Origin of the sequence: Rhodococcus sp. MEB041, assembly GCF_030208955.1 — a bacterium.
Taxonomy (GTDB): Bacteria; Actinomycetota; Actinomycetes; order Mycobacteriales; family Mycobacteriaceae; genus Rhodococcoides.
Genome location: NZ_JARVSZ010000005.1, coordinates 121,321 through 139,648 on the forward strand (window position 1 = coordinate 121,321; position 18,328 = coordinate 139,648).

Consider the following 18,328-nt stretch of genomic DNA (forward strand, 5'->3'; position numbering starts at 1 on the left):
CCGCGCGAGCGGCGGGCGAATACCAGGCAGCTACCCGACCCCCGAGCCCTCGGTCCGTCCAGACCGAGACCCGTACTCCTGCAACGGTGTACCGGTAGGGCTCGGGGGTCGTCCCATGTCCGGATCAGGCCCGCGCGCCTGGTCTTTCCCGTTCTGCCGAGCAGACCCCCTCGCCTGTGTCACTGTGGGGGACATGACGAGTGACGAGCAGCCTGACACGACGAACACCGACGACACGTCCTCCGACACCGGTTCGGCGAACGAGGAGACCGTGGGCCCCGAGCTGACGCAGGAGGACCTCGATCGCGCCGGCGAGAAGATGGACGGCCTCAATGCGCGGTACGAGACCGGTGCGCGCGAGACGGTGACGCTGCCCGGCACCGGCGGCACCGTGTCCGGTACCGCGTTCGCGGACTTCGACGAGGACGGTGCCTCCGAGAGATCCGACACCGAGAAATCCGACACCGAGAATGCCGACACCGGTTCCGGGAAGGATGCGGAGAGCGAGAAGGGCGAGCGTCAGCCCACGTAGCGTTCGAGGCGGGCGGACAGCCGGGGCTCGAGATCGCCGTCCGGTCCGACCCGCTCCTCGACGTACGCGAGATCGCCACCCTCGACGATGCCGTATAGACGCTTCGCGCCCCCGACCAGCGCCGCCGACGTGCTTCTGATGACCACGTCGGTGGCCAGCTCCCAGGACGACTGCGTCAGTGCGCGGCCGTAGTACAGCTCGATGAGCCCGCTCGCGTGGGTCAGTAGGAGCTCGAGAGTCTCCTCGCCGTCGTCACCGGGCTCACCGGTTCCGCTCACCCGCCAGAAGCCGGACTCGCGCAGGTCGCGGCCGGCGTAGGCGCCGTTCTCGTCGACGCGCCAGGTGCGGGACTCCCACGACAGGTAGGGACCGCCGTCGTGGCTCACGACGATCTGCTGTCCCAGTGTGTAGTCGCCCTCAGCGTCGTGTCCCTCACCGGTGCCGCGCCACACGCCGACCAGCGGCAGCAGTGCCAGCATGGAGTGCGAGATGTCGGGACCCTGCCGCAGATTGGCGGTGTCACCGTCACCGGGCAGATCGGGGAGCAGCGGGATGTTGCGCCCGGCCGTCTCCTTGGCCCGTTCCTCCGCACGCGCGACCGCGGCGTCACCGCTCAGGCGGGGCGCCGGGGTGCCGAACTCGTCGGTCACGACTCGTCGGTGACCAGGCGATAGACGACGTACAGCGAGAACCAGGCGATGAGGATCGACGCCAGGATGAGGAGTGCTTCGAAGAATAGGACCACGCACCGATTGTAGACCGGCGGTGTCGTGGATCTGCCACGGGCCGCCGTCGCGATCGGTCGACGCAGGCGGTCCGCAGACTGTGTGACGGATGACAACCTGTGCCGGGTCCGGTGACGCGATTCATTGTTTAAGGTCGTGAGGTTCTGGAACCGAGAGACGAGGGTGATCCATCCATGCTTCGTGTGACCGGGCTCGACCCGACCGACCGTCGGCGGACCGGGCCGACGAGGATCGTGCTGCGCGCGGCGACCGCTGCCCTCGCGACACTGCTGTTGTGCGCGATCCCTGGAGGACTGGCGGGGGCGGCACCGATCACCCCCTCCGATCCGCTCGGTCTGGGCGACGACCCCGTCGAGTCGGTGCTCGACACGTTCGGGCTGGGCACGAAGGTCGATCAGGATCCGAACAACTACGCGTACGACTGCCCCGACGTGCTCATCGTCGCCATCACGGGCGCGACGGACTCGGAGTCGGACCGGAACCCCGTCGACGAGGTGGACCGGCTGCCGTGGTCCAACTGGGTCGGCAACGTGACCGTGCCCGCGGGGGAGGCCTCGGCGTCCACGCCCGGACGAGTCGGTTGGGTGTACGTGCCGTACGCGTCGGAGTACGGCGTGGCCGTGGCCGAGCCGGTGCCCACCTATCAGGAATCCGTCGCCGAGGGCCTCGCGACCATGGGCCGGATGATCGACGCCAACAAGACCGCGTGCGGCACGTCGACGAAGTACGTGCTGCTCGGCTACAGCGTGGGTGCCGAGGTGGTCGAGCGCCTCGCCGTCGACATCGGGTCCCGACCGTCCACGGCGCACGTGACGTCCGACGACATCGCCGGGGTCGCCCTCGTCGGAGATCCGTACCGCCCTGCCGGCACTGCGTCTCTGGACAAGCCCGGTCCGCCGGGTGGTGGCTTCATGTCGTCCGAGCCGAAGGACTACGGAACCCTCACGAACAAGATCCGGTGGGCGTGCCGTCCGATGGACATCGCCTGTGACGCACCGGAGAACCTCGGCGTCCTGCCGTTGGCGCTCAACGTTTTCGGGCGGATGCACTTCACCCTGCTCGATCCGGGCCGCACCGTCACCGAGTTCGTCGCGGTCTCGTCCGACGTCGCGGCTCGCACCATCGCGCACGTCTTCAGCGACCCGGACTTCGCCACGTCGGACGAGTCCCTGCTCGACGTGATGCTCCGGGTATCGGACCGCACCCAGCCACTGCCGGACGAGAGGTCGCCGACGCCGCGCGAGATGTTCGACGCAGTGACGTGGGCGCTCGGTCCCGGCCGCCCCGTCGTCGAGGCCAAGCTGCAGGCGGAGGCCGTGGGGTTCGGCGAGGACAACGCCGACATCCCGCAGCTGTTCGAGAAGCCCTACGTCGAACTGGGGTTTCTGCAGCACCTCTACTACTGGGACAACTTCCCGGACAACGGCCGCGACTGGGAGAGCGAGAAGATGATCCGCTGGATCACCGACCTCGCTCGCGAGCAGAGCGAGGCCCCTCCGGTCGACGAGCCGGCCGCTCCTCCTGCGGTAGACACGACGGCGCCCGCCGAGCCCCGCGTGATTCCCCCGGTGAATCCCGGCTATCTCGCGCCGCCGGCGCAGCCCATGGAGACGGTGCCGTCGACGTGGGAGGAAGTGCTGAAGTCCCTCGGCCTCCCGCCGGAGCCCGGCAAGTAGTTCCCGCGGTCGGATCGCACACCCTCCACGACGCGAACACCCTCCCCAGCACGCTGGGGAGGGTGTTCGGCTGAAACGAGAGGTGTTCGGTCAGGCGCCGATCGAGATCTCGGCCTCGTGGAGGCCGGCGGACTCGGGCGAGATGGTCACGTCGCCGTTGCCGGACGCGGACAGCGCGCGCAGCGTCCAGGTGCCGGGGGCCGCGAAGAAGCGGAAGTCGCCGGTTCCGGACGCGACGACCTCGGCGGTGAACTCACCCGTGCTGTCGAGCAGGCGCACGTACGCACCGCCGACGGGCTGACCGTCCGACGCGGCCAGGACACGGCCCGTGATGACCGTCTCCTTCTCCACGTCGACGCCGGCGGGAAGGGTCTGTCCCTGAGCAGGTGCTCCACACATGATTACGCTCCCAACTCGATAGGTGCTCCCACGAGGGAGCCGTACTCGGTCCAGCTGCCGTCGTAGTTCTTGACGTTCTCGTAGCCCAGCAGCTGCGTCAGTGCGAACCAGCTGTGCGACGAGCGCTCGCCGATGCGGCAGTACGCGATCGTGCCCTTGCTCGGATCGATGCCGACACCGTCGTAGAGCTCCTTCAGTTCCTCGTCGGACTTGAAGGTGCCGTCCTCGTTCGCTGCCTTGCTCCACGGCACGTTGACGGCGCCGGGGATGTGGCCGGGACGCTGGCTCTGCTCCTGCGGGAGGTGCGCCGGCGCCAGGATCTTGCCCGAGTACTCGTCGGGGGAGCGGATGTCGAGGAGGTTCTTGGTGCCGATGGCGGCGATGACCTCGTCGCGGAACGCGCGGATCGACAGGTCGGGAGCCTCGGCCCTGTAGGACGTTCCCTCGCGGGAGACGGCGTCGGTGCTCAGCGGACGACCGTCCAGTTCCCACTTCTTGCGGCCGCCGTCGAGCAGACGGACGTCCTTGTGGCCGTACAGCTTGAAGTACCAGTAGGCGTAGGCCGCGAACCAGTTGTTGTTGCCGCCGTAGAGGATCACGGTGTCGTCGTTGGCGATGCCGCGCGTCGACAGCAGGTCCGAGAACTGCTCCTGGTTCAGGAAGTCACGAAGGACCGGATCCTGGAGGTCGGACTTCCAGTCGAGCTTGACGGCACCCTCGATGTGGCCGGTGTCGTAGGCGCTGGTGTCCTCGTCGACCTCGACGAACACGGTCTTGGGAGCATGCAGGTTCTGCTCGGCCCAGTCGGCAGTGACCAGGACGTCGGAGCGAGCCATGTGGTTCCTTTCGATTCTTCTCTGACAGGTGGTGGGTGGTTCAGGTGGTGGCATGTCGAGCCGGCAGGAGCCGACTCGCGAGTGGGTAGATCTTGCAGCCCAGGCAGATTCCGAACGCCGCGTTCAGCACGGCGGCGAACAGGGCCAGGCCCGTGGCGACGGTGCCGACGGTCGTCGAGGACAGCGCGAACCCGAGGGTTCCCACGATCGAGAAGGCGAATCCCAGTCCCTGCGCGAACCGCAGGGGGGTCGTCGGTTCGGTCTCCGACACCGGGCCCAGGCGCGGTGCGACGACGGCGCGGAACACGCGTCCGTAGGGATGCGCTGCCGGCCCGGCAGCAGCGCCGTACGCGAAGACCAGCGTCTGCAGGCCCAGGAGCACCGCTGCAGCGGTGAGCGACACCGTCGACACGAGCAGCGTCACGACGAGGACGCCGGTGGTCACCCAGGCGACGAAGCGGGGACCACGAACGTCGACCTGCGGGGGAATGGATGACATCGAGATGCTCCTGGAGTGGAGGAAAGGGGACCGAGCGGATGCGCATGATCTCCGGCGATCGTCGAGCGGTCCGAGGTCGGTACAGCACGGCTGTACCCGAGCGGACGGGTCGACGAGGGGAGGACCGTCGTCAGCGGCAACGGCAGCAACAGCCACCGAGGCGGCACAGGTCCACTGTGCGGCGTCGGGTGAGCAGAAGCTCGTGGCTGGCGGTCACGTCGGCCATGGTACCCACGCCGGTCCAGATCCAGAAGTTCCGGGTGTCGCTCGTCACTCCGACGAGGGTGAATCGGACGCCGAGAGCACAGCGGCCCGCAGGTCCTTCGACGACGGCACACCCGACGCGCGCGATCGTTCCCGCATCGCCCCGTCGAGCACGAAGGTGGTCGGGAGAGACATCACGCCGAAGTCGCGGGCGAGCTGCGGATTCTCGTCCATGTCCACCTCGACGTCGGACACGCGGTGCCCCGCCGACTCGAGGTCGCTCACCACGGCGGACACGACGCGTCGCACCGCCGCACACGGGCCGCACCAGGTGGCGGAGAAGTGGAGCACGGTCACCGCGCCGTCGGTGGCGCCGGCGGCGCGCAGAGCGTGAGCTCGCGATCCCGACGCGCCGCCGCGATCCGACGTGCGGACGGCGCCCTCTCGGCGGCGGACCCACAGGCCCACCACGGCGGCGAGCGCCAGGGCGACGAGAAGGACGACGACGGCGCTCACGGCGTGCGGATCTCGTCGAGTTCGATGGTGACGTCCTCGGCGCTGCCCTCGATGACGATCTGGCCGCCCTCCGCGTAGACCGACGTGGGGAGGATGCCGAACGGCAGCTGCTGCTCGTCGATCGTGCGGGTGAACAGGCCCAGGACCGCGGGCTTCAGGAAGTCGGGGATGGTGAAGTCGGCCTGGCCCTCGGGCCCGAAGTAGAGGTCCGACGCGACGATGGACACGGTTCCACCGTCGAGCCGGAGCTCGGCGGTGACGCTGACCGCGGTGTCCAGGGGGCCGACGGGCACGGTGCCCGTGAGGACCACGGCCCCGGCGGTGGTCTCGCCGGAACCGCCCGAACCGCCGGTGCCGTCGGAGCGGTCGGCTGGGGGAGTGGAGACCTGGAGGTCGGGGATCTCGAGGAACCGGCCGAGGTCGGTGGCGTCGATACGGACGCGCGCGTCGAGTTGATCCATGGGCACCGTGCGCACCGATCCGTCGAGCAGGTCGGAGGCCGGAATACGCACGCCGCGCAACGTCGCCTCGATGGTCGTCTTCTCGACGTAGTCGGTGGGGACGTCCTGCGCTCGGATCTCCACGCGGCCGTACCTGCCGTCGGCCGCCTGGGTCAGGAACGGGAAGCCGTGGATGGTCACCTGCGGATCGGACACCAGATCTCCGCCGTCCCGCAGTGCCCGCGAGACGCGGTACTCGGAGTAGGCGGCAGTGCCGAAATCGGCGGCCAGAGCGAGCGCCAGGACGAAGACGAGCCCGACGATCAGTTTTCGCACGGAGTTCCTCTCGGGCGGTTCGGTGTCCTGCGGGAGGGTCCCGAGGCGGGCGGTGGCGGCTCGCAGCCGACTGTCCTGCCTTCCGACAGGTTAGTCTGTGACCGAAGAACAACCGGAAGTGCCGGTCGCGGACCCGCTGGTGGGCTCGTCCGGCCGGAGAAGAGCGGACGAGGAGGCCCTGTGGAGTTGCTGCTGCTGACCTCCGATCCGGATCCGGAGTCCGTGCTCCCGTCCCTCGCGCTCCTGGCGCACACGGTGCGTCCCGCGCCGACCGAGGTCTCGTCGTTGCTCGAGGCCGGGAGCGCGGACATCGCGCTCGTCGACGCGCGCACCGATCTGGCCGCCGCCCGCGGACTGTGCCGACTGCTCGGCAGCGCCGGCTCGTCGGTACCCGTGGTGGCCGTGCTCACCGAGGGCGGCCTGGTCGCCGTCAACGCGGAGTGGGGCCTCGACGACATCCTGTTGCCCACCACCGGACCCGCCGAGCTCGATGCCCGGTTGCGTCTGCTCGTGGGCCGCCACGGAGGCGTCAGCAGTCCCGAGGCCTCGGGAAAGATCACGCTCGGCGAGCTCGTCATCGACGAGGGCACCTACACCGCCCGTCTGCGCGGGCGACCGCTCGACCTCACCTACAAGGAGTTCGAACTCCTCAAGTACCTCGCCCAGCACGCGGGCCGCGTCTTCACCCGGGCGCAGCTGCTGCAGGAGGTGTGGGGGTACGACTTCTTCGGCGGTACCCGCACTGTGGACGTGCACGTCCGGCGTCTGCGCGCGAAGCTCGGAACGGAGTACGAGTCGCTCATCGGCACCGTGCGCAACGTGGGATACAAGGCCGTGAGACCGAGCCGGGCAGGTAAGGGCGCGGCGGGCAGCGACGACGCGGTCGACCTGCCGTCGGACGGCGACCTGGACATCGAGAACGACACGGCGACACCCTCGTTCGCCCCAGCTGATCGGACGGCCTTCTGACGTGAGCGACGCGATTCGACTCGAGGCACGGCGACCGGTCGGCGACGAGGCCCGACGCGTCCGCGACGCGATCGAGGCCGCCACGACCGCCGACGGGACACCGCCGCTGTCGGAGCAGGCCGAGCGCGCCGTGGACTCTCCGCGGGACGACGAGCATCTGCTGGCACTGGACGGCGAACACCTCGTGGGGTACGCGACGCTCTCGTCCGCGCGCGGTGACGCGCCGGTCATGGTGGAGGCCGTCGTGCACCCCGATCACCGGGGCCGCGGCGTCGGCACCGCGCTGGTCGACCGCGCTCTCGCAGCACCGGGGGCGCGCGTGTGGGCCCACGGGCGGCTGCCCGCCGCCGATCGCGTCGCCGAGAAAGTCGGTCTCGAGGTGGTCCGCGAACTGCTGCAGATGCGCCGCCCGCTCGGTGGCCCCGACGCGGCGCCCCTGCCCGAACTCACCGTCCCGGACGGCATCACCGTGCGGACCTACCGGGAGTCCGACGACGCCGAGATCCTGCGGGTGAACAACGCCGCGTTCTCCTGGCACCCCGAGCAGGGTGGCTGGACGCAGGCGGAGATCGACGAGCGCCGCGCGGAGTCCTGGTTCGACCCCGCGGGGCTGTTCGTGGCGACGTCGACGGACGACCCGGACACGGTGCTGGGGTTCCACTGGACCAAGGTGCACCGGCCGACCGGAGACGATCCCGAACTGGGTGAGGTCTACGTCGTCGGCATCGATCCGGCGGCCCAGGGCAGGGGGCTCGGCCGGACCCTCACGCTCGCCGGCCTGCGGTATCTGGCCGATCGCGGCCTCGCCGGCGTGCTGCTGTACGTCGAGTCGGACAACACGGCCGCCGTGCACACGTACGACCGGCTCGGCTTCGCCACCTTCCACGTCGACGCGGCGTTCGCGCGCGTCTGACGCGGGACCGGTGCGGTCCCTGAGACGCGCATCGCATCCCGATCCGGGTTTTCGGTCTGTCTGTTCACCCTCCGTTCACAAAGGCGCGGTGAACCGTCCACCACCGGCGCTTACGTTCTCCCACGGGTAGCGCACGCTGCCCGTTGCGGTACGACGTCACCGCATCTTTTCTCGCCCGCCGACCGATCGGTCGCCGACGGGCTGTTTCTGGAGGAGACAGGTGAAGCTCGAGCGCAGCATTGCCCTCATGGGTGTACTGGCTGTCGGCGGATTGACGCTGGCTGCATGTGGTTCCGACGCGAACGTCGAGGCCACCGGCAGTGGTGACTCCGCCGCGACGTGCGAGGGCAAGAGCCCCATCACCGGCGAAGGATCGTCGGCGCAGCAGAACGCGATGTCCAACTTCACGTCCGTCTACTCGGGTGTGTGCTCCGGCAAGGCCGTGGAGTACACCGTGAGCGGTTCCGGCAACGGCCGGACCCAGTTCGTCGCCGGTCTCGTGGACTTCGCGGGCTCGGACTCGTCCATCAAGGAAGAGCAGGCCGACGCGGCCGCCACGCGCTGCGCCGGCAACCCGGCGTGGAACCTTCCCCTCGTGTTCGGTCCGGTCGCCGTGGCCTACACGCTCGACGGTGTCGACGACCTGGTCCTGACGCCCGACGTCATCGCCCAGATCTTCACCGGCAAGATCACCACCTGGAACGATCCGGCCATCGCCGCGCTGAACGAGGGCGCGTCGCTCCCGACCACCGCCATCACGCCGATCTACCGCTCGGATTCCTCGGGCACCAGCGACAACTTCCAGCGCTTCCTGTCCGACGCCGCACCGCAGTCCTGGACGCTGGACCACAGCTCCGACTGGGCCGGTGGAGTGGGCGAGGGCGCCAACGGTTCGTCGGGCGTCGCTCAGGCCGCTGCCGCCACCCCGGGCGCCATCACGTACGTCGAGAAGGGCTTCGCCGATCAGGAGAACCTGACCGCGGCGCAGATCGACTTCGGCGCTGGTGCCGTCGAGCTCACCACCGAGACCGCCGCCAAGGCGATCGACACGGTCACCTTCTCCGGTGACGGAAACGACCTCGCGCTCGACACCGACGCACTGTTCGCCAGCAAGGAAGCCGATTCCTACCCGCTGGTGCTGTCGACCTACGAGATCGTCTGCTCCAAGGGCTACGACGCGGAGACCGCCGCGGGCGTCAAGTCGTTCCTGCTCAGCGCTGCCAACGAGGGCCAGGAAGGCCTCGAGGCTGCCGGTTACGTGCCGCTCCCGGACAGCTTCAAGGAGCGTCTGGTGACGGCGATCAACGCCATTTCCTGACACACTGGTTCTCGCCTGCATCACCCCCGAAGACCATTCACCGGGTGATGCAGGCGATGCCGTACCACCCCACACGAGACAGTGAGCGGTATGAGCGACACCCATTCGATCAGCGACGTCACGCCGGCCACCACATCGGCCGTGAGCGCCGCTCGCAAGACGGAAGCGCCGACACCAGTGCCCGACAAGAAAGCCTCAGGTACGGTCACCCGCCCGGGTGACCGCATCTTCTCGACGCTCGCCACCGGTTCCGGTGTCTTCGTCATCGTCCTGATCGCGGCGATCGGTGGGTTCCTCCTGTGGCGGGCGATCCCCGCGCTGCAGAACAACACCGTGAACTTCTTCACGTACAACGGGCAGTGGAGCACGTCGGACACGTCCGCCATGCTCTTCGGTGTCCGTGACCTGTTCCTGGTCACGGCCACGGTGTCGGTGGTGGCTCTGCTGATCGCCATGCCGGTGGCACTGGGCATCGCGATCTACCTGACGAACTACGCCCCGAAGCGTCTGGCGGGCCCGCTGGGCTACGTCATCGACCTGCTGGCCGCCGTGCCGTCCATCGTCTTCGGACTCTGGGGCCTGTACGTTCTCGCGCCGGTCATCTCGCCCGTCGCCGAGTGGCTCAACACGAACCTCGCGTGGTTCCCGCTCTTCGCCACCGGTTCCGTCTCCATCGCCGGCGGCGGCACCATCTTCACCGGTGCGATCGTGCTCGCCGTCATGATCCTGCCGATCATCGCCGCGGTCACCCGCGAGGTGTTCGTCCAGACGCCCCGTGGCCAGATCGAGGCTGCTCTCGCCCTCGGCGCCACTCGGTGGGAGGTCGTGCGCACCACGGTCATCCCGTTCGGCAAGTCCGGCTTCGTCAGCGGCTCGATGCTGGGCCTGGGCCGCGCGCTCGGCGAGACCATCGCGCTCTACATCATCATCCGCAGCACCCAGGAGACGTTCGGCTGGACGCTGTTCGACGGTGGCAACACCTTCGCGACGAAGATCGCACTGGCCGCGGGTGAGTTCAACAACCAGCTGCAGGCCGGTGCCTACATCGCCGCGGGCCTGGTGCTGTTCGTCCTCACCTTCGTCGTCAACGCCGGCGCCCGCGCCGCCATCGCTGGAAAGAAGGACTGACCCATGGCCGACACCACGTCCGGTGGAACCGCCACCATGGATCGCCCCGTCAAGGAGCCGACCTTCCAGGGTGTCAGTGCCCGTCGCAAGGCCTCCGACTCGATCGCGACGGTCCTCGTGTCCCTCGCGGTGCTCGTCGCGCTCGTCCCACTGATCTGGGTTCTCTACACCGTCGTCTCCCGCGGCATCGGGGCCGTCGCGTCGGCCGACTGGTGGCAGTACTCGCAGGCGGGTGTCACCCCCTTCAAGGAAGGCGGCGGCGCGTACCACGCGATCGTCGGAACGCTGCTCCAGGGACTCTTCTGCGCGGTCATCTCCATCCCGATCGGCATCTTCGTCGCCATCTACCTCGTCGAGTACGGCGTGGGTACGCGGCTCGCGAAGGCCACGACGTTCATGGTCGACATCCTCACCGGTGTCCCGTCCATCGTCGCGGCGCTGTTCATCTACTCGCTGTGGATCGCGACGTTCGGCTTCGACCGGTCGGGTCTGGCTGTCTCGCTCGCCCTGGTCCTGCTCATGATCCCCGTGATCGTGCGCTCGGCGGAGGAGATGCTGCGCATCGTTCCCCAGGACCTGCGCGAGGCGTCGTACGCGCTGGGTGTGCCGAAGTGGAAGACCATCGCCAAGATCGTCGTCCCGACGGCGCTCTCGGGCATCGTCACGGGCATCATGCTCGCTCTCGCCCGCGTCATGGGTGAGACGGCGCCGGTGCTGATCCTGGTCGGGTCCGCGACGGCCATCAACTTCAACCTGTTCGCCGGTCCGCAGACGTCGCTGCCGCTCATGATGGTCGACCTCCAGAAGGCCGGAACCGCTGCCCTCACCAGCGAGCGGATGTGGGGTGCCGCCCTCACCCTCATCCTCATCGTCGCGGTGCTGAACATCGGCGCGAAGCTGGTCTCCCGCTTCTTCGCTCCCAAGAACTTCTGACAGAAGGATCTCGACATGGCAAAACGACTCGAACTCAAGGACGTCAACATCTTCTACGGCAAGTTCCACGCCGTGTCGAACGTGACGCTCTCCGTTCCTCCTCGTAGCGTCACGGCCTTCATCGGACCGTCCGGCTGCGGCAAGTCCACGGTGCTCCGCTCGCTGAACCGCATGCACGAGGTCACCCCGGGTGCTCGCGTCGAGGGCTCGGTGCTGCTCGACGGCGAGGACATCTACGGTTCCGGCGTCGACCCGGTCGGCGTCCGCCGCACCATCGGCATGGTCTTCCAGCGTCCGAACCCGTTCCCCACCATGTCCATCCGCGACAACGTCGTGGCCGGCCTGAAGTTGCAGGGTGGCCGCAGCAAGAAGCAGCTGGACGAGGTCGCGGAGGAGTCGCTCAAGGGCGCGAACCTGTGGAACGAGGTCAAGGACCGCCTCGACAAGCCGGGCGGCGGTCTGTCCGGTGGTCAGCAGCAGCGTCTGTGCATCGCCCGCGCGATCGCGGTGCAGCCCGACGTCCTGCTCATGGACGAGCCCTGCTCGGCTCTCGACCCGATCTCGACGCTGGCGATCGAGGACCTGATCGGTGAGCTGAAGAAGGACTTCACCATCGTCATCGTCACGCACAACATGCAGCAGGCTGCACGTGTGAGCGACCAGACCGGCTTCTTCAACCTCGAGGCCACCGGCAAGCCCGGCAACCTGATCGAGATCGACGACACCGAGAAGATCTTCTCCAACCCGTCGCAGAAGGCCACCGAGGACTACATCTCCGGTCGCTTCGGCTAGACCGCAGCTCGCGCGTCCACACACGGAAAGGGCGCCCTCCCCGCGGGGAGGGCGCCCTTTCGTGCGTCCGGGTACCGAGTGGAAGAACTAGGACACGTGCTGCGCGGGAGGCGTCGGCAGGTCGCTGGGCAGGCTGCCGGTGACCAGGAAGATGACTCGGCGGCCCACCTCGACGGCGTGGTCGGCGAAGCGCTCGTAGAAGCGACCCAGCAGGGTCACGTCGACGGCTGCGGCGACGCCGTGCTTCCACTCCTTGTCCATGAGGACGCTGAACAGGTGGCGGTGCAGGTCGTCCATCGCCTCGTCCTCCTCACGGAGCTTCGCGGCGCGCTCGGGGTCGCGGGTCTCGAGCACCTCACGTGCGGAGGAGCCGAGAGCGACGGCGATGCGTCCCATCTCGGCGAAGTAACCGTTGACCTCCTCCGGCAGTGCGTGCTGGGGGTGGCGACGACGCGCGATCTTGGCGACGTGCAGGGCGAGAGCGCCCATCCGGTCGATGTCGGCGACGATCTGGATGCCGGAGACCACCGAGCGGAGGTCGCCGGCGACGGGTGCCTGGAGAGCCAGCAACGCGAAGGCGCGCTCCTCTGCCTGGGCACTGAGGTCGGTGATCTTGTCGTGCTCGCCGATCACCTGCTCGGCGATCCGGAGATCCGCCTGCAGCAGGGACTGCGTGGCGCGCTCCATCGCACTACCGGCCAGGGCGGCCATCTCGCCGAGCAGGTCGGCGAGTTCTGTCATCTGTTCGTTGTAAGCCACGCGCATGGCCCGATTTTACTCGGCCGTACGTGGGTACAGGGCATGCAGGCGGTGAACGGGCGGTGAATGCGGAGCAGCGATTCACACACAGGACTCGTCCGCCCCGTTCGTGACCGTCAGATCGCTGGGGAGCGCGACCTCCGTGGACGCTCCGGAGACCCCCGTCGCGAAGGTCGGAAGCAGGTCTCCGACGACGGTCGGCGGCATCAGGAAGCCCTGGAAATCCGTCCCCAGGACGACTTCGACGATGCCGCCCAGAGTCGGCGTCTCCTCGAGAACCGCTCCCGGAATGGTGCTGGCCACCGTCGACGCGTCCGCGATCGACCCGGCGCCGTACCGCACGACGGTCGCCGCGGCACCGGTGGTCTCGGCGTTGCCGGTCCCGACGACCTGGAAGCCGTAGGCCGCCAGTTCGTCCGCGGTGGTGGCGGCCAGTCCGCTGGTCTCCGAGGCGTTGGAGATCTGGACCGACACCAGCGAGGGGTCGACCGCGACCTGCGGTTCGGTGGTGACCGGCGGCGCGACCTCGGGGGTGGTCTCGGGTGCGCGTTCCTCACCGGGGAGCGGCTGGTCGTCGATGATCGCCTGGAAGATCGCCTTGATGTCGTCGGTGCGCGGGATCTCGTTGCCGTAGTCGGTGGTACCCGCGGTGGGGACGGTGAGGAACGTGACCGCGCCCGCCTCGACGCCGCGCAGCGACTTGCCGAGCGTCAGCAGATCCGACGTCTTCACGTTCTCGACGAACGTGTCGCGGGTGAACGCCGTGACGAAACCGTTGAGGGCGCCCGGGTCGAACAGCACGCGGTTGCTCAGCACGGAGCGCAGGAGCGAGGACAGGAAGAGTTGCTGACGTTTGATGCGTCCGTAGTCACCGGTGCCCTCGGCGTCCACCTTGCGGGCGCGCACGTAGTTGAGCGCGGTGCGTCCGTCGATGCGCTGTTCGCCCGCGGTGGCCAGGACCGTTCCCAGCTCCTCGTCGACCAGCGGAACCGGGGAACACACGTCCACCCCGCCGACCTCGTCGACCATCGACTCGAAGCCGGCGAAGTCGATACCCACGAAGTGGCCGATCCGCAGTCCGGAGATCTTCTGAATGATCTTGACCAGGCACTTGGGTCCACCGAGCGCGTAGGTCGCGTTGAGCTTGTCGCCGTCCGCGGCGGGATACATCTCGCCCGTGTAGTCACCGGTGGTGCTGTCCCAGCCCTCGCACTCGGGGCGTTCGACGTCGAGGTCGCGGGGGAACGACACGGCGACCACGCGACTGCGGTCGGCCGGGATGTTGATGAGCATGACGGTGTCGGACCGTGCACCCTCGGCATCGGCCACCGTGCCGGCGCCGATCTCACCACTGGCTCCGGCTCGGGTGTCCGTCCCGACGATGAGGTAGGTCTCGTCGCCGTACTGGCCGGGCGCGTCGACCACGTCGGTGGACTCGGTGTCCAGGGCCGCGACCTGCTCGAACCCGCGGTCGGTCGCCCGGAGATATCCCCACACGACACCGGTGATGACCAGGGCCAGGATCGAGACCATCGAGACGCCGACACGGCCGGCGACCCGCATCCGCTTGCGCTTGCGTGCCCTGCTGAGGGCGAGCCGCGTGAGCGTCGGGGGTGCGACGGGGCCGACCGCCTCGGGCGCCGGACGCTCTGCGGTGCGTCGCTCGTCCACGACGGGGGCGATCACCTCGGTGGGCGGCTCGGGATCCTCGCGAGGTGGAACCGGCGGGGACGGTGGAGGGCTCGACGCGACCGCTCGATCGTCCGCGCCGGAGGTCGGCGAGTCGTCGCGACCCGCTGCGCGTCCCCGGTTGGAACCGATGCGGGAGATCCGATCCACGACCTCGGCCACCGAGAGCCGTCGATCCTGGTCGTCGGACGAGGACGGCGGGGTCTGCTCGGGCTCGGGTCGATCCGCTGGCGGGCGCAGTTCCGGCGCGGGCTGCTCGGACGGGGGAGACGGTGTCTCGGGGTCGCGATCGGAGCGCGGCACTCGCGAGATGGGACGCTCCCAGGGGGCGCGTCGTCCGGGTGTGGGCGACCCCGGTTCGTTCTCGTCACCCACTGGTCGTTCCGTCTTTCTCTCGGGCGTCGAACAGTGGTCGACGGATCGACGCCATAGTACTGATCATCCGCCCGAGTGCATCAGATCGGCGCCCGCCGGCACCGCACAGTCGTCGGGATCGTCGAGCCAGCCGTCGGGCAGCGACACTGCGCCGGGGGAACCCTGGCGACCGCGGGGGCCCTCGGCGTCGGCCGGGAAGGGAACGGACGGATCCAGGCGAGCCAGCAGCTCGTCGAGCTCCGCGAGTGTCGAGACGGTGGCCATGCGTACCCGCAGGTCCGAGCCGGCCGGGAAGCCGCGCATGTACCAGGCGACGTGCTTGCGCATCTCCCGGAGCCCGCGGCCCTCGCCGTGGTGGTCGGACAGCAGTTCCGCGTGCCGACGCATGATGACGGCGACCTCGCCCAGCGTGGGCGGAGTCGGCGCAGTGGTGCCGCGCAGAGCGGCGGACAGTTCGGCGAACAGCCAGGGGCGTCCCAGGCAGCCGCGGCCGACGACCACGCCGTCGCAGCCGGTCTCGGCCATCATGCGGGCGGCGTCGGACGCGTCGAAGATGTCGCCGTTGCCCAGGACGGGGACGTCGCGGACGTGATCCTTGAGGCGCGCGATCTCGGACCAGTCGGCCGTACCGGAGTAACGCTGCGCCGCGGTGCGCGCATGGAGCGCGACGGCCGCAGCACCCTCGCCGGCGGCGATCCGTCCTGCGTCGAGGTGCGTGTGATGCTCGTCGTCGATGCCGATCCGGAACTTGACGGTCACCGGGATGTCGGTCCCCTCGGTGGCCTTCACCGCCGCGGCGACGATGCGTCCGAACAGCGATCGCTTGTACGGCAGGGCGGCGCCGCCGCCCTTGCGCGTCACCTTGGGCACGGGGCAGCCGAAGTTCATGTCGATGTGGTCGGCCATGTTCTCGTCGACGATCATCTTCGCGGCGTCGTACGTCGTGCCCGGGTCCACGGTGTAGAGCTGCAACGAGCGAGGCGTCTCGGTCGGGCCGAACGTGGTCATGTGCAACGTGGCGGGCTGCCGCTCGACGAGGGCACGCGCGGTGACCATCTCGCAGACGTAGAGCCCGGAGGTGCTGCCCGTCAGCGTCTCCTCGAGCTCCCGACACAGCGTGCGGAACGCCACGTTGGTGACACCGGCCATCGGCGCGAGGACGACGGGACTACGCAGGGCGAGGGAACCGATCTGCAGAGTCATGGTTGATCACACACCAGACATGGTCGACGGGAAACAGCGATGTGCCCGGCATCCGCGGAACGGGTGCCGGGCACATCGAGGGTATCCGTCGGAACTGGCACTCGGCCACTCCGTGGTGCGGTGCGGGTCAGGATGCCTGCGCGGCCTGCCGCTTGGCAGCCTCGCGGGACAGCATGCGGTCGCGCTGCTCCTCGAACTTGAGAACGTCTTTCTCCAGCTTCTCGAGGAAGGCGGCGAGCTCCTCACGCGTCTGCTCGCCCTCGGCGGTGAAGTCGGTGCGATCGAAGATGTTCCACTTGCGCAGCACCGGCATGACGACGTCCTCGAGGTGCTGACGCAGATCGTAGATCCCGTGCTTGGCCATCAGCACGCCGTTGCGGCGGAAGTTGGGCATGCCGGCGCCGGGCATCTGGAAGTTCTGCACGATGTCGGCGATGGCACGCAGCGCCTGGTCGGGCGAGATGTCGAGCGCCGCACCGCACAGGTTGCGGTAGAAGATCATGTGCAGGTTCTCGTCGGCCGCGATGCGCTGGAGCATGCGGTCGGCGATGGGGTCGTTGCAGACTTTGCCCGTGTTGCGGTGGCTCACTCGCGTGGCCAGCTCCTGGAACGTCACGTACGAGACGGAGTGCAGGAAGCCCATCTGATCGTGGCCACCGGCAGCGGCCGAGGAGAAGCCGTTGGTCATGTGCTCGATGCGGGCCTGCTCGAGGGCGACGGGATCCACTCCGCGCGTGACCACCAGGTAGTCGCGCATGACGATGCCGTGGCGGTTCTCCTCGGCGGTCCACCGGCCCACCCAGGTGCCCCAGGCGCCGTCCTGCGAGAAGTTCTCCGCGATCTCGCGGTGGTACGACGGCAGGTTGTCCTCGGTGAGGAGGTTGGTGATCATGGCGGCCTTGGCCACCTCGTCGAGCCGAGACTGTTCGGGCGACCAGTCCTCGCCACCGAGCGCGGCGAAGTTACGCCCCTCGTCCCAGGGGACGTAGTCGTGGGGGTGCCACTCCTTCGCCATGGAGAGATGCCGGTTCAGATTCTCTTCCGCAACCGGCTGCAGCTCTCCGAGCAGCTCCAGTTGGGTCAGATCCCGTGCCATGCGTGTCCTCCAGAATGGTGTTCGGCTCACTGCTTCCGCGCGATGACCGCGCTGCCTCGTACTGTGAGGGCAGCCTACGGCACCGTAACTTCGATGTGAATTGCTTCGACGAGCCGCCGCGAGGGGTGCGTACCGTCCGGTAGACGTTCATCGAGCGGGGCGACAGTTCGTTACGCCCGCCCGCCGTCGACCCCGTCCAGTATATGCCGCGGGGTACGGGGTGCAGGTGTTGTGACTTCTGCGAGAAACGAACTCGATGTACTGTGCGTCACTCGGAGTCGGTGGCAGGGGACAGATCACCGGAGCCACTGTGGCGACGGCCGTTGTCTGCCATTCTGTCTGCCGTGGCGCAACTGAGAACCGAGGGACACCGCGTTCTGGTCGTCGACCTGCACGGGGACAGCGTGCGGGCGGTCACCGGATCGATGATCGCGTACGAGGGCCAGGTGACCTTCCGGAACGCCGGGATGGGCGGTGGCGGTGGACTGCGCGCCGCTCTCAAGCAGAAGGTCACCGGCGAGTCGCTGTCCCTGATGGAGATGGCGGGGCAGGGAACGGTGCGGCTCGCGGTCGACGCGCAGCACGTCGTCGTCGTGCCGTTGGCGGGTGACGCACTCCACGTCGAATCGTCGCAGTTGCTCGCTCTGTCCGGCGGGCTGCGGTCCGATGTGGCCTTCGCCGGGCTCCGCGGCGCCTCGTCCGGGCAGGGCCTGTTCACGACGGTCGTCAGTGGACAGGGCGAGGTGGGGCTGCTGTCCGCGGGCGGACCGCTCATCGCGCTCGAGGTGTCACCGCAGTACCCGTTGGTGGTCGATCCGGACGCCTTCGTCGCGCACCGAGGTCAGGTGACACAGAGCTTCGTCACCGACGTCACGTGGCGGTCGGCCGTCGGCGGCGGGAGCGGCGAGGCCTTCTCCCTCCGCTTCGACGGCGCCGGTGTCGTCTACATCCAGCCGCAGGAGCGCTGAC

At 68.6% G+C, this 18,328-nt stretch carries 19 protein-coding genes; 9 read left to right on the forward strand and 10 right to left on the reverse strand.

Annotated features, from left to right (window positions below; all coding sequences use genetic code 11):
* Positions 1-193: 193 nt before the first annotated feature.
* Positions 194-532, forward strand: coding sequence for a hypothetical protein (locus QRN16_RS14635; protein WP_285187796.1), 339 nt, complete (start codon positions 194-196; stop codon positions 530-532).
* Here QRN16_RS14635 and QRN16_RS14640 read toward each other — a convergent pair.
* Positions 520-1,182 carry a heme-binding beta-barrel domain-containing protein gene (locus QRN16_RS14640; protein ID WP_027504278.1) on the reverse strand — a complete coding sequence of 221 codons (663 nt, stop codon included), beginning with the start codon at positions 1,180-1,182 and terminating at the stop codon, positions 520-522. The two genes, QRN16_RS14635 and QRN16_RS14640, sit on opposite strands and share 13 nt — an antisense overlap.
* A 269-nt stretch (positions 1,183-1,451) precedes the next feature.
* Here QRN16_RS14640 and QRN16_RS14645 point away from each other — a divergent pair, with 269 nt between their 5' ends.
* Complete coding sequence (locus QRN16_RS14645; protein WP_285187798.1) at positions 1,452-2,954, forward strand: cutinase family protein; 1,503 nt, start codon at positions 1,452-1,454, stop codon at positions 2,952-2,954.
* Positions 2,955-3,044: 90 nt separating this feature from the next.
* Here QRN16_RS14645 and QRN16_RS14650 read toward each other — a convergent pair whose 3' ends face one another.
* The 5 genes from QRN16_RS14650 to QRN16_RS14670 all read right to left on the reverse strand — a co-directional run bounded on the left by QRN16_RS14650 (position 3,045) and on the right by QRN16_RS14670 (position 6,184).
* Positions 3,045-3,353 carry a DUF1416 domain-containing protein gene (locus tag QRN16_RS14650; protein ID WP_027504276.1) on the reverse strand — a complete coding sequence of 103 codons (309 nt, stop codon included), beginning with the start codon at positions 3,351-3,353 and terminating at the stop codon, positions 3,045-3,047.
* A gap of 2 nt (positions 3,354-3,355) precedes the next feature.
* Positions 3,356-4,189, reverse strand: a complete 834-nt coding sequence (locus tag QRN16_RS14655) for a sulfurtransferase (protein ID WP_027504275.1) — start codon at positions 4,187-4,189, stop codon at positions 3,356-3,358.
* Positions 4,190-4,229: 40 nt separating this feature from the next.
* Positions 4,230-4,688 (reverse strand): DUF4395 domain-containing protein, encoded by a 459-nt coding sequence (locus QRN16_RS14660; RefSeq protein ID WP_222627838.1) that lies wholly within the window; start codon positions 4,686-4,688, stop codon positions 4,230-4,232.
* A 270-nt stretch (positions 4,689-4,958) separates the two neighbouring features.
* On the reverse strand, positions 4,959-5,408 hold the full coding sequence (locus tag QRN16_RS14665) for a TlpA family protein disulfide reductase (RefSeq protein WP_285187804.1): 450 nt from the start codon (positions 5,406-5,408) through the stop codon (positions 4,959-4,961).
* Positions 5,405-6,184, reverse strand: a complete 780-nt coding sequence (locus tag QRN16_RS14670) for an LmeA family phospholipid-binding protein (protein WP_027504272.1) — start codon at positions 6,182-6,184, stop codon at positions 5,405-5,407. Before QRN16_RS14670 ends, QRN16_RS14665 begins: the two co-directional genes overlap by 4 nt.
* Before the next feature lie 180 nt (positions 6,185-6,364).
* On the opposite strand from QRN16_RS14670, the gene QRN16_RS14675 reads away from it, so the two are divergent.
* The 6 genes from QRN16_RS14675 to pstB all read left to right on the forward strand — a co-directional run bounded on the left by QRN16_RS14675 (position 6,365) and on the right by pstB (position 12,237).
* Complete coding sequence (locus tag QRN16_RS14675; protein ID WP_056446762.1) at positions 6,365-7,153, forward strand: winged helix-turn-helix transcriptional regulator; 789 nt, start codon at positions 6,365-6,367, stop codon at positions 7,151-7,153.
* Between the two features lies 1 nt (position 7,154).
* On the forward strand, positions 7,155-8,066 hold the full coding sequence (gene mshD, locus QRN16_RS14680; RefSeq protein WP_502944006.1) for a mycothiol synthase: 912 nt from the start codon (positions 7,155-7,157) through the stop codon (positions 8,064-8,066).
* A 220-nt stretch (positions 8,067-8,286) separates the two neighbouring features.
* Complete coding sequence (pstS, locus tag QRN16_RS14685) at positions 8,287-9,384, forward strand: phosphate ABC transporter substrate-binding protein PstS (RefSeq protein ID WP_027504269.1); 1,098 nt, start codon at positions 8,287-8,289, stop codon at positions 9,382-9,384.
* 90 nt (positions 9,385-9,474) lie between these two features.
* The gene (pstC, locus tag QRN16_RS14690) at positions 9,475-10,512 is read left to right on the forward strand and encodes a phosphate ABC transporter permease subunit PstC (protein ID WP_027504268.1); all 1,038 of its coding nucleotides are present in this window, start codon (positions 9,475-9,477) and stop codon (positions 10,510-10,512) included.
* A 3-nt stretch (positions 10,513-10,515) separates the two neighbouring features.
* Positions 10,516-11,445 carry a phosphate ABC transporter permease PstA gene (gene pstA, locus QRN16_RS14695; RefSeq protein WP_285187808.1) on the forward strand — a complete coding sequence of 310 codons (930 nt, stop codon included), beginning with the start codon at positions 10,516-10,518 and terminating at the stop codon, positions 11,443-11,445.
* A gap of 15 nt (positions 11,446-11,460) precedes the next feature.
* Entirely contained in the window at positions 11,461-12,237 is a 777-nt protein-coding gene (gene pstB, locus QRN16_RS14700) for a phosphate ABC transporter ATP-binding protein PstB (RefSeq protein ID WP_285187810.1), read from the forward strand.
* An 87-nt stretch (positions 12,238-12,324) separates the two neighbouring features.
* On the opposite strand, the gene phoU is transcribed toward pstB, so the two are convergent.
* The 4 genes from phoU to QRN16_RS14720 all read right to left on the reverse strand — a co-directional run bounded on the left by phoU (position 12,325) and on the right by QRN16_RS14720 (position 17,359).
* Positions 12,325-13,002: a phosphate signaling complex protein PhoU gene (phoU, locus tag QRN16_RS14705; RefSeq protein ID WP_027504265.1), complete on the reverse strand. Its 678-nt coding sequence runs from the start codon at positions 13,000-13,002 to the stop codon at positions 12,325-12,327.
* A gap of 75 nt (positions 13,003-13,077) precedes the next feature.
* Positions 13,078-15,060, reverse strand: a complete 1,983-nt coding sequence (locus QRN16_RS14710; RefSeq protein ID WP_285187812.1) for an LCP family glycopolymer transferase — start codon at positions 15,058-15,060, stop codon at positions 13,078-13,080.
* A 63-nt stretch (positions 15,061-15,123) separates the two neighbouring features.
* Positions 15,124-16,263, reverse strand: coding sequence for a tRNA dihydrouridine synthase DusB (gene dusB / locus QRN16_RS14715; protein ID WP_285187814.1), 1,140 nt, complete (start codon positions 16,261-16,263; stop codon positions 15,124-15,126).
* A 127-nt stretch (positions 16,264-16,390) separates the two neighbouring features.
* Complete coding sequence (locus QRN16_RS14720) at positions 16,391-17,359, reverse strand: acyl-ACP desaturase (protein WP_027504262.1); 969 nt, start codon at positions 17,357-17,359, stop codon at positions 16,391-16,393.
* 353 nt (positions 17,360-17,712) lie between these two features.
* Here QRN16_RS14720 and QRN16_RS14725 point away from each other — a divergent pair, with 353 nt between their 5' ends.
* Positions 17,713-18,327 carry an AIM24 family protein gene (locus QRN16_RS14725; protein ID WP_373425298.1) on the forward strand — a complete coding sequence of 205 codons (615 nt, stop codon included), beginning with the start codon at positions 17,713-17,715 and terminating at the stop codon, positions 18,325-18,327.
* Position 18,328: the final 1 nt, after the last annotated feature.